Origin of the sequence: Bacillus cereus group sp. BcHK124, from assembly GCF_027712065.1 — a bacterium.
In the GTDB taxonomy this organism is placed as follows: domain Bacteria; phylum Bacillota; class Bacilli; order Bacillales; family Bacillaceae_G; genus Bacillus_A; species Bacillus_A pacificus.
Genome location: NZ_JAQFPJ010000013.1, coordinates 1 through 11,572, shown reverse-complemented (window position 1 = coordinate 11,572; position 11,572 = coordinate 1). Strand labels below are relative to the sequence as shown.

Below are 11,572 nucleotides of genomic sequence, written 5' to 3'. Positions count from 1 at the left end.
ACCTCTGATAAAAAATTATTCAGTCAATTTTTTAGTTGAAAAGAAAATATTAAGAAAAGTAAAAGGTGAAATTGAAAGAAAAGTGTAAAAGCTTGTTCACTTATATAATTTATGTAAGAAATACAGGTAATGTATATGAAGCAATCGAAGTTATGAAAATAAAATATATAATACGGGGTATAGCTAGTATTGATATTTGGCAGCTAATATCTAATTCGGTAACCAATCAAATTAACTCATTTTACTTTCTTGGGTAAAGCTGAACCTGAATGTTCAATTATTGAATGAACATGAACATTAATTTGGGCATCACTAAAATAATTTTCGCCTTGATCCCAATTCTTACGTATTTTCTTCCATTTTTTATAATTATGCCGCTTATATACTTCTCCTAACGCTAATACATCTACCTTATATTTTTTTTGAACAAGCTTTATTGATTTTTGAATCCTTTGTTCCACCTCTTTTGAAATATCCTTCGTTAAGCGTTTTTCATTCATGAATTTTTTATGATCACTAAAATGCAACTCCGCTAAAGCACCTTCGAGAAATAGATGAATATCAAACTTCGGTTTTGTAGTATTTTCAGTAAATACCTGTATTTTTCGGTGTAGCTTATGAATTTCATATGTAATAAGCTGGTCCTTTTTACGTATGGTAAAATAACCTCCTAATTTTTCACCGATTATAAAGTTTATTCCCACTGTCTGTTCGCCGTTTAACATTCCAACACACTTGTTATCCTTCCCACGAAACAACGCAGCCCCATCCATTTCTATCCCCTGTTTTGTAGGTTTTAAGACAGGTAGTACAAAACTTCGGTTTGAAATTATCTTTTCCTGCACGTCACCAATTCTTGCTGCCTCAACCATCTGAGCATTTTTAGGAGGGTGTTCAGCTAGCATATCAATATACTGTGCCGGTAAATTTTCTGGTTTTGCATTTTGTTTCAAGATTGCTTCTGCATTTTTCTCAGAAACAAATAGACGAATATTTCTTCTCATTTCATGATCTCGAATGTATACATCTAACGTATTTTGTAAAACATTTGGATTCGATAGTAATTCTTCAGAAAAAATGATTACTTGTATATGTGGAAAAAATAAAGTACGACTAATCTTTTTAGCGATTATTCGTATTTGTTCAAACACACTATCTCCTTTTGCACTCACATCAATATAATTATTCCCTGCGCCTTTTCCACCTTCTTGCGTTAACTTACTGGGAAGTACCATTTGATACGTCCCTTTCATAATTGGATTAGATTTCTTTTCCTTAACAATATCGTAAGCGGCACCTACTACAAAGCCTCTTTCTTCTATCTCCGCTAACTCAGAGCAACCGCTGATAGCCCCAGCTATAAGCGCAATTGTTATAACTTTAAAAAGACATTTCATTTCCACCATTCCTTCATTTTATCTTATATACAATAAAAATTAGTAAAGGCGCTAACACAATAAATCTCATATCAAATCACTTAAAATCCAAATAAGCCCACTGTGTGAAAAGAAAGTTTGGATAGCGATATCTCGAGGCATAGAAGATGCACCTATACATCACTGGTTGAAGATGCCACAAAAAACAAGTTCCCAACATCTAAGTTTTTCATCTCTATACTCAAATGATTTCAATTATTTTTGCTTCTCAAGATTCATTATAGAACCTTTATTTTTTTGATTAACTTAACAATTAATCTTCATGTAATTAAAAAGATAGATTATTGATTTTTATGAAAGGAAAAGATGTTTATGACACTACATGGACGTTCAGAATATTTACTGAAAGAATGAATGAAAAAATTACACTGTAAGAATAAATTTAATTTTGTGTTTTTTGAAGACAGCAGATGCAACGGACCTGAAGGTAGCTGTTTTAAGATGGGTGGTGAATTCGAACTTTTATTACAAAGAGCAGCTAAATTAGATCCCTTGTTTATTATTCATGGAGGAGACAAGGTTTATACAGTAGAAAAGAAATATGTATAACACTAAACAAAATCATTATCCCTAAAAACAAAATATACGGATTAAATAATTATAAAGTAGACTATTTAGAAAAATAATTATATCTTACCCGGCTTAATCCTATTTTAGCAATGCATGCGCAACCTAATATAGGGGTAGCGTCAGGAAAATGCGGATTTACAACGTTAAGGAATTCAATATAAAAAAGCCTAATTTCTCGGTGTTGCAAGAGCTTAGGCCTTTTTAAAAAACTATAAATACCGTTTGAATTAATATTAGGATCCATCTTGGTACTTCAACTTTCCGGAGTTAACTAAATTAACTTTAACTTTTAAATTCTTTATACTGTGTTCATTTAAGTAAAACGAGTCTGTTTTTACTTCTTCTTTCCATTTTCTTGGATTCTGACGGTATAATGATTCACCTAATTTGTAGATATCTGCATTTATTTCTATTCCTTTTTCAAAGGATTTTAGAATTTCTAATTTGATAATATCTTCAGTTTTTGTAATCAACTCTTTATCACTAATTTCCTTGATCTTCTCATTTATTCCAGCTTGAACTTCAACTCGAATATTAAAAAGTATGGGCTTACTACTCATAATAGGGGAAGTTGTAATCTTAGGTTTCTCTATCACTACGGAAACAACAGCGCTATCATTCTCAATAATCCACACAGGAGATCGAACGTTTTTTTCATCCATCCATCTTAGACCGTTTAAATCAGTCTCAGAAAGCCATCCTTCTAGGCGATTATTCCTTACAAAGAACGCTCCATCATTTCTTAATAATGGTGCTTTTTTGGATTCTTCTTTCCAATTTTCTGTTGAAATTTTAAGTGATGGGATATAAGCAGTTTGCCCCATCGGATCACTATCTCTAATAAATTGATAAAATTGTTTAGGTTGTATGTAAGACCGTTGTTTATACCTTTCCTTTGGTTCATGGAGAATGGTAGACAACCCCGATAATGTAAAAAAGGCTTTTGTTTTAAGTATATCATCAATGGGTTCCTTTGTAGCGTATAAGAGAATATTATAGCGTATTTCTCGGTACCGATTAATAAAATCAATAGAGTCTTTAATATCTTGTCTGAGCAGTCTTTCGCTTAATATTATTGTAGATACATGTCCCCAAAAAAGTCTTTGTTGAGCATCCTTATATAATTGATTTAATGCTTCCGTAATGGTAAAACCTTCACCTCTTCCTATCCACACTGGTGGTTGTTTATCAGGTCTAGCCCCCTCTAACTTAGCAACGTTAGAAAAGTCAAGTAACTGAGCATAAGCTATATATTTTCCTTCTTTAAAATCTATACCAAGAGCTGCAACATAATAAATATCTTGAACTTCTTTAATATTCCAACATCCAGATAACATTGCACTAGTGATAAGCATCATAATTATTAGTTTTATTTTGTGCAGCTTCACTGTTTTCCTTCTCCTTCGTCCGTTTTAGAACTATCATTGGTTCGGAGATAATCAACTCTATGTCTATAACTTCTCCACGGTAAACGAAACAATCCCTTGAAAAAATCTGAACTAGATTTTGGGAAAACTAAAGCTAAGTAAGGGATTCCAAAGGAACGTAATCTTGAGATATAAAGAACGATTACGAATCCGGCAAGCATAAATCCATATAACCCCATCAAAATTGAACATAATAGTACAAACCCTCTGAGTATGGATACTGCTCCTGCTAATATTTGGTTTACTAAGGTATATCCCGCAATAGCAGATAAAGCAGTAATAACAATGACAGAAGGGGAGATAAAACCCGAACGGATTGCAGCATCCCCAATGATTAGTCCGCCTACCACTGAAAGGGTTTGACCAAGGGGGGAGGGTAATCTTTGACCGGCTTCACGGAACATCTCAAAAAGGAACAAAACAATTATAAGCTCAAGTGGTGCTGGAAATGGTAGACCTGATCTTGCAACAGTCACAGTCGCAAGAAGAGGGAAAGGAATTTGATCTTGGTGATAAGCAAGTAATGCCATCCAAAATCCGGGTAGGAAGACAGCTAAAAGAAATCCTATCCACCGATAAAAGCGTGCAAATGATACAGTTAGAAAATTAAAGTGGGAATCTTCTGCAGCTTTTATTAGGGGTACCGCCAGCATTTCGGAAAAAAACCACGCTAAGAGAATATATATAAGAAAAGAGCCAGAATTTACCCCGCTAAGAGTAAATCGGCTCTTTAATATATAAAGGATGCACAGAAAAACCTAGAGGGGTTCAGCCGAGATACTTGTAGAAATGGGTCATAATCATACATTATTTTACAAATACATCTTATCTTGAAGGTATATGGATTATATAAAGTTAAAAATATAGTGTTAAACCCAAAAAAACACCATAACAGTGTTCACGGTGTTTTCCATATTAAAAATAAGACTATTATTTAAGTACTCTGAAACTGATTCATATTGTAGAAATATCCATTTTAAGATAATGATACGCTTCAAAATCTTCATTAAATATATCTGTAACTAATTTTATAGCCTCCGTATCATAAAAGCTCTGATATGTCGGCAGCCGAGGGAAAGATGGATCTGTAATGTCAGCTTCAGCGTAGTTTCCCTTATGAATCATCTTAGGCGCCTGATGATGCCATGATCTCGTTAATGTGTCTAGTGGGATAGTCTGTAAGTTATATTTGTTTTCTATTTTTGAGATTTCATTAGAGAAATTCTCTAAATATATATAATTGGTTACAAACTCTTCTTCTCCTTGAATATATTGTTGTGAATAGTGTGGATTAAGATAGTCAGAATCTGCCCCATTCGCGTGAAGATAATGTAAAAAATGTTTAAATGATTTTTTCTTTTTGCATGTACTGTCGTTATAAATAAACTTTCTAATAGGTTCCCACTCTGGATTTTCTATACCTGGTGGAGCAATAAGGGGTCACCATACCCAAAAAAGAAAATTGTACATTTAGACAAAATTTAGACACATTTAAACTGATTCCTGTACGTTAAGGAACCGATTACTTAGTTTACTACTTTTTTTAAAGAATCAAATAGTGAAAATTTCGTGGAAATTTGCTTAACGTAAGTTTTATATCAACTATTACGTTGGAGTACAGCCAAGGTACGTGTATTATCTACTATGAAAATCAGGAATATTTAAAGTATTCTAAGAAGAAGAATTGAGTGATAAGCTACGTTAACTACTTGATATCTTAACTAAGTAAATTATGTATTTAATGTATTCAAGGTAGTGCAATGAGAAGGTATCGAATAACCTTGCTTGGATAAACCGTGTCTCTTAAGAGCTCCTTAAGGCGCGTCCGTTACCTTGAGGGCAACGAACGGTTGTAGACTTCGATGTTGCAAGGATCGTTGTCAAACAAATTGTTTACATGTATTCAATGTAAAACTCTTATTAAATTAAGGTTTTTACTCCTAAGTATAGATAACATGTATATCTCGTCTGTATCCCTTTTTGACTTGCTCTTGATTGACCAAATAAGTCAAAATACCTTTCTAAATTTCCCTCTGATATTCCCCTATTTTATCTTATTCAAACTTGCATTCCAATAACCCATTTCTCATACGCCTGTTTCTAAAATAATAATTTAAATTGGGACCTCTGAGAGATCCCAATTAATTAAAAAGTAATGTCTCCTCTTGTTACATCATTTACAATTTTTATACTAATCCCTCTAACATCTCGAAGACTTCTAAATTATTTTTTTGGTAGTTCAGGGAATAAATAATGTAATATACAGATGGTCAAACGTCTGGATTTGCCTTTATACGGATATATATGCATATACATCGATGGATTAAAGTTTGCCTCAATAATTCCATAAGCATTTTTATTAGCTGCAGGAACTTCTGTATTTTCAATAATCAAATCAATACCACTAATATTTGCTCCAAGTGCCGACACAGCATCTACGGCAATTTTCTTATAATCATCGGGAATTTGATCTGTCATATCAATTGAGTCTCCACCTGTACTGACATTAGAATTTTCTCGCAGAAAAACAATTTCATCACTTGTTGGAATAGAATCTTTTCGATACCCTTGAGCTTTAAGCATTAGGACCTCTAATTCACCTAATTGTATATTTTCTAAAGGTGTTCTATGGTCCATTCCTCTTAATGAATTCAGGTTCTTTTGAGCGACTAACTCTTCAATCGTATGTGAACCGTCTCCTATAACATTGGCTGGAATTCGTAATAAAACGGCAGAAACTTTGCCATCTAGCACAAAAAATCGATATTCTGTTCCATTAATAAATTCTTCTATTAATACTGATGAGTCCTCTTTAAATGCTATTGTGAGTGCTTTTTGATAGTCTTCGTAACTTGCTCCGTTTTCTTTAAAGATAGATATTCCTAAACCATAATTTGTTGTTTTTGGTTTAACGACAAAAGGCTTTCCTGCAAATATATCATAGGAACGTAAGGCTTTTTCTATATCACTAAATTCCTCACCTATTGGTACACGAAATCCATGCTGTTGAAGAATTTTCTTTGTTACTGTTTTATTTTCCATAATTAATGGTGATATATAACTATCTTTACTTGTCATATTCCCATTTTTCACATATTCAACATGATTTCCTAACTGTAGTTTTAAAAATTGATCTTGTCGATCTAAAACGTCTACTTGTAATCCTTGTTGAATAGCATCAAACATTAAAATTTGTGTAGACAACTCCATGTCAGTAAATCCTGATAGTTGATATGGTTTATCCCATGCTTTTTTATAATTTTCTTTAGCAATACGGGAAGCTACCTGACTTTGACTACTTTTTATAATCTCTTTATAAAGTCTTCCAGCTAAAGTCTTACTTGGATCTGTTAGCATTTCTCTCAAGTTAACAAATAAGGTATTCGAAACAGTTATGTCTAACAGCCCTGTTAAATGTTCCATCTCATCAATAATACGCTCAGCATCTGTTTTAAATTGCGTATGTTCTAACGGATGTTCAAGAGCCACTAAATTATTTTGAAAATCACCGATTTTTACCCATTCATCATTATTATCGTCTTGATCAATCCAGAGTAAATAGATGAGGAAAAGATGTAGAAATTCTGCTTGTTCATGGCTAATTCCATATGTTTCAAAAGGATTTAAATCTAGGTTTCTTAATTCAATATAACGAATCCCATGATTTTTTAAATCTGAAACTTGAGGACCGCCCCTTAAACGGACAGATGCATAAAATTCTTTTTCTTCTAATAAAACCCCTTTACTTACCAGCGAAGAAAGATCAGATATATAGTTCTGTAAACTACTATAGGATACTTGAACATCATTTTCATTACTATAACCATATTTACTATTTCTAATGCTTCTTACGGCGTCATTTAAAGGATTTATTTCAAAGAAATTCTTTTCACTACTAGGAGAAGCACCGAAGAAATAAGTTATTAACCATCGATAGTGTAAATAATTCCTTGTGACTTTCAGATAAATTTCTGTTTTAAATTGATGATAATCTTTTATTTCTGATTGTAATTCAAATAATGCCTGAATCAAATTATCGCTAAATTCAAAATTGTAATGAATACCACTAATCATTTGTTTTCGTCGACCATAAGAATTAGATAAATATCGACGATATAAAACATTTTCATGATTATTAAGTTTCGCAATAACAATATCTTCTTCTTTTTCGGGCAACTGTGGTGGCATGCTTAATGGCCAAAGCATTTCGTTATTTCCCATAGAACGATAGGCAACATCATGGATAGCTGCTAAATAATTAAATAAATCTCCTAGTGTCTCAGTAACTGGTGTGATTAATTCCATTTGTGTTTCAGAGAAATCTCGCTGAATATAAGGATGTTCATCTCTTACTGAAATACTTTTGGGATGTTCCGTTTTAGCTAAACTTCCTGATAGGTCAACTCGTTGACTTTCTTTTTCAACTCCAAAACGTGCTTTTAATAAATATGGTTTAATACGGTCATTGTTTAACATTTTTTTCATTTCCATACAAACTGTACCTCCCATCAACTCAAATATTTGATATAGAAATAGCTAAAATTATAACCATTATTTTTTTGAATTTAGCATTTGGATATTAATGGCCAAAGCATTTTATTCTTATCCACGGAAAGAGAAGGGATTTCACGAATAGCTGCTAAGTAATTAATCATGTCTTCTAATGTTTTAGTATTAGGCTGAATATATGATCTTGTATCTCTTATCGAAAACGGTTTAGACGTTTCAGTTGAACTTTCAAATAAGTCAACTTGTCGATTTTCCTTTTCAATCTCATAACGAGATTTTAATAAGGATGGTTTAACACGGTAATTAAATAACATTTTTTTAATCCACATGAACTCTTCCTCCCAATTTATTTGTTTTTACAAACTATATAATATGACAAAATATAACAATCAAAAGCACCCACATCTCTACATGCGGATACTTTTGTTACTATATTTTGCTGTAAACTTAAATACTTCATATGCCATTGGAAGTGGGTATTGTTGTAAATAAGAATCATCTTAAATACTTCATATGGAAAGAGAAATGCTCATTTAAGAAAGTGGAAATAAAGAAGTAGCTATGATCATAGCCCTCCATTTTTTTATAAGTTACCATTTGACTATTTTTTTGAGCGTTCTCTAAGAAAATATGTTCTTCCAATTGTTTCGGATAAAACTCGTCTTGACTACCTTGCATAATAAGAATTGGTGGAATAGTAGCTTCTTTAATTAATTCTGAAGCATCCCATTCTTTCCAAGAATCTTTGTCTTCACCTAAATAAGAGGTGAAAGCATTTATTCCCCATGGTACTTGACTAGGAGTTAAGATTGGAGAAAAAGCAGAAACCGCTTTGAATCTCTTAGCATTTTTCAAACCGATCACTAAAGCCCCATGTCCTCCCATTGAATGCCCCATTATGCTTTCTTCACCTGAAAAATTAGGTACTATAGTCGAAGCAATGGATGTTAATTCATCTACGATATACGAATACATTTTATAATGCTGTGCCCAAGGATCCTGGGTAGCATTTAAATAAAAACCTGCCCCTTGTCCAAGATCCCATGCTGCAACATCAGAAACGTATTCTCCACGTGGTGAAGTATCTGGCATAATCACTGCAACTTGATGTTTTTCAGCCAAACGTTGAAATCCACTTTTTTGACTAAAATTATCATCTGTACAAGTTAAACCAGATAACCACCATATAAGTGGAATTTTTTTCTTTTCTTTATTTGATGGTAAGTAGATACTAAATTTCATATCACATTGCAAGACTTCGGAATAATGGCTATACTTACGTTGCTCTCCTTCGAAAGAACGATGTTGTTCAATACATTTAAGACTCATTATCTCACTCTCCGTAAGTTAAAATCGTACGAATGGATTCACCTTTGTGTAATAAGTCAAATGCCGCATTGATGTCTTTAAATTCTAAATGATGAGTAATAAATGAATCTAAATCAATATCACCATGCATATAATCTTCGACCATTTCTGGAAGTTCAGATCTTCCTTTAACTCCACCAAAGGCTGATCCACGCCATACTCGGCCCGTTACTAATTGGAATGGACGAGTATGGATTTCTTTACCAGCACCAGCTACTCCGATAATAATACTTTCGCCCCAACCTTTATGACATGCTTCAAGAGCGGATTTCATTACTTCAACATTACCAATACATTCGAAGCTATAATCCACGCCACCATCTGTCATTTCGACTATAACTTCTTGAATTGGGCGATCATAATCTGCAGGATTCACAAAATCAGTCGCTCCCATTTTTTTAGCGAGTTCCCATTTTTGGGGATTCAGGTCAACTGCAATAATTCGGCTTGCTTTTGCTTGAACCAATCCTTGAATAGCTGCTAATCCAATCGCTCCTAAACCAAATACAGCTGTTACAGCTCCTTCTTCAACTTTTGCAGTGTTGTGTACAGCACCAATACCTGTAGTCACACCACATCCTAATAAAGCAACTTTATCTAACGGAGCGTTTTCATCGATTTTCGCTAAGTTAATCTCATTAACAACTGTATATTCACTGAATGTACTAGTTCCCATGTAATGATAAAGGGGCTCTCCATTATAAGAGAAGCGAGTTGTTCCATCAGGCATTAAACCTTTACCTTGTGTTTCTCGTACAGCACTACATAGGTTTGTTTTACCAGAACGACAGAATTTACATTCTCCACATTCAGGTGTATATAGTGGAATAACATGATCCCCAGGTTTTACTGAAGTAACTTCATCACCTACTGAAACGACAACACCAGCACCTTCATGGCCTAATACAGCAGGAAATACTCCTTCTGGGTCGTCACCTGATAATGTAAAAGCATCTGTATGACAGACAGAAGTATATAGTATTTTTACTAATACCTCTTTTGCTTTTGGCTCTTCTACATCGATTTCTACGATTTGAAGTGGCTCCCCTGGCTTAAATGCAACAGCAGCTCTACTTTTCAATTGAATCCCTACTTTCTTTTTTTATTGTTTACACCACTAAGATTACACTTTATAATTTTAATTACAATACTGACAAATTTGTCACTATAAACATTTTTTTCGCGAGAGGAAGGTCAAAAATTATGGTTATTCATTATAAGGACAAGGAATTTTTCACTGGAAAAGATTTAGCTTTATCTGTGATAGGAGGGCGTTGGAAAATAGCAATTATATGGTGTTTGTTACAACGTTCGCCATTAAGATTAAGTGAAATACAAAAAAAGCTGCCTGAAGTTAATCAACGTATGTTGATTAGACAATTAAGAGAATTAGAAGACGATAAAATAATTACTCGATGTGTATACCCCGTAGTGCCTCCTAAGGTTGAGTATGAACTTAGTGAAATTGGTCATCAACTAGAGAATGTTGTAACAGCCATCTGTGATTGGGGAGATGACTTTAGTGATTTTGTAGAAAAAGATTCGGACGAACTTAGTTGAAGAAACAAGTAAATATCGATTCATTAAAAATAGTGCGTAATTGTATGACTTAATCCATAAATTTGCATACAAAAAACCGATAACTTTGCATCGAATGCTGTAAAGTCATACGTAACGACTAGTTAAGATAATTAACGAAAATATACGCTAAGTAAATTTCGACATAAAATGAGCCGAATTTCCTACTCTAAGGGGTCCCGCCAACCAAATGACATAAAACCCACGTTAATAAATTTTATGGAAAATAAAAATCCGGTTTTCCTGTATTAAAAAATATTTTACAAAGAAAAAGCTGATTTCCTTATCTTAAAGAAAATCAGCTTTTGGCGTAGTTATTAATTTAGAGGTTGATGGGGTTCAGCCGAGATACGTGTAAAAACGGGGCATGAGCTGTAATATATTTCCATTGTTGGGTTTTTAGATAAAAATATCTACCTCATGATTAACAAAAAGCTGATTACCTATGCGCTATAAATGAACTGCCCCAATTGTTAAACAAAACCTAGCAATTGGGGCAGTTCATAGTTATCATTTGACTCTTCTAGTGACCTTCTCAAGTAAAGCACCCTTTGGTTGAATAAGATTTATTTATTCATTCCCATCAATCGCTTAATTGTTCTTATTTGGGGTACAGTCAGGAAAATGCGGATTTACAACGCTAAGCCCATTTCCCCGACTATTCCCCCAGTTTTAACAACGTTA

General features: G+C 33.4%; 8 protein-coding genes and 1 pseudogene. 1 reads left to right on the top strand and 8 read right to left on the bottom strand.

Features of this window, described 5'->3' with window-relative positions:
- Positions 1-236 precede the first annotated feature (236 nt).
- The 8 genes and pseudogenes from PDK19_RS18315 to PDK19_RS18280 form a co-directional block, all read right to left on the bottom strand.
- Positions 237-1,397: a Ger(x)C family spore germination protein gene (locus tag PDK19_RS18315; RefSeq protein WP_000649885.1), complete on the bottom strand. Its 1,161-nt coding sequence runs from the start codon at positions 1,395-1,397 to the stop codon at positions 237-239.
- An 842-nt stretch (positions 1,398-2,239) separates the two neighbouring features.
- On the bottom strand, positions 2,240-3,394 hold the full coding sequence (locus PDK19_RS18310) for a Ger(x)C family spore germination protein (RefSeq protein WP_071713416.1): 1,155 nt from the start codon (positions 3,392-3,394) through the stop codon (positions 2,240-2,242).
- Positions 3,391-4,086 (bottom strand): spore germination protein, encoded by a 696-nt coding sequence (locus PDK19_RS18305; protein ID WP_000881732.1) that lies wholly within the window; start codon positions 4,084-4,086, stop codon positions 3,391-3,393. Before PDK19_RS18305 ends, PDK19_RS18310 begins: the two co-directional genes overlap by 4 nt.
- 301 nt (positions 4,087-4,387) lie before the next feature.
- A pseudogene (locus PDK19_RS18300) lies at positions 4,388-4,870 on the bottom strand (sulfotransferase family 2 domain-containing protein); the annotation flags it as partial.
- A 786-nt stretch (positions 4,871-5,656) separates the two neighbouring features.
- The gene (gshAB, locus tag PDK19_RS18295) at positions 5,657-7,924 is read right to left on the bottom strand and encodes a bifunctional glutamate--cysteine ligase GshA/glutathione synthetase GshB (protein WP_000425291.1); all 2,268 of its coding nucleotides are present in this window, start codon (positions 7,922-7,924) and stop codon (positions 5,657-5,659) included.
- A 74-nt stretch (positions 7,925-7,998) separates the two neighbouring features.
- Positions 7,999-8,271, bottom strand: a complete 273-nt coding sequence (locus tag PDK19_RS18290; protein WP_000264853.1) for a hypothetical protein — start codon at positions 8,269-8,271, stop codon at positions 7,999-8,001.
- Between the two features lie 166 nt (positions 8,272-8,437).
- The gene (fghA, locus tag PDK19_RS18285; RefSeq protein ID WP_000053341.1) at positions 8,438-9,271 is read right to left on the bottom strand and encodes an S-formylglutathione hydrolase; all 834 of its coding nucleotides are present in this window, start codon (positions 9,269-9,271) and stop codon (positions 8,438-8,440) included.
- A gap of 4 nt (positions 9,272-9,275) precedes the next feature.
- Complete coding sequence (locus PDK19_RS18280; protein WP_000842153.1) at positions 9,276-10,391, bottom strand: S-(hydroxymethyl)glutathione dehydrogenase/class III alcohol dehydrogenase; 1,116 nt, start codon at positions 10,389-10,391, stop codon at positions 9,276-9,278.
- Positions 10,392-10,513: 122 nt separating this feature from the next.
- Between PDK19_RS18280 and PDK19_RS18275 the strand changes: the two genes are divergently transcribed.
- On the top strand, positions 10,514-10,870 hold the full coding sequence (locus PDK19_RS18275; RefSeq protein WP_000234699.1) for a winged helix-turn-helix transcriptional regulator: 357 nt from the start codon (positions 10,514-10,516) through the stop codon (positions 10,868-10,870).
- Positions 10,871-11,572: the final 702 nt, after the last annotated feature.

What these genes read in the sequence shown, in the direction of transcription:
- PDK19_RS18315 (WP_000649885.1), bottom strand. Translation starts at nt 1,397, where the DNA reads ATGAAATGTCTTTTTAAAGTTATAACAATTGCGCTTATAGCTGGGGCT.
- PDK19_RS18305 (WP_000881732.1), bottom strand. Translation starts at nt 4,086, where the DNA reads ATGCTGGCGGTACCCCTAATAAAAGCTGCAGAAGATTCCCACTTTAAT.
- gshAB (WP_000425291.1), bottom strand. Translation starts at nt 7,924, where the DNA reads ATGGAAATGAAAAAAATGTTAAACAATGACCGTATTAAACCATATTTA.
- PDK19_RS18290 (WP_000264853.1), bottom strand. Translation starts at nt 8,271, where the DNA reads ATGTGGATTAAAAAAATGTTATTTAATTACCGTGTTAAACCATCCTTA.
- fghA (WP_000053341.1), bottom strand. Translation starts at nt 9,271, where the DNA reads ATGAGTCTTAAATGTATTGAACAACATCGTTCTTTCGAAGGAGAGCAA.
- PDK19_RS18275 (WP_000234699.1), top strand. Translation starts at nt 10,514, where the DNA reads ATGGTTATTCATTATAAGGACAAGGAATTTTTCACTGGAAAAGATTTA.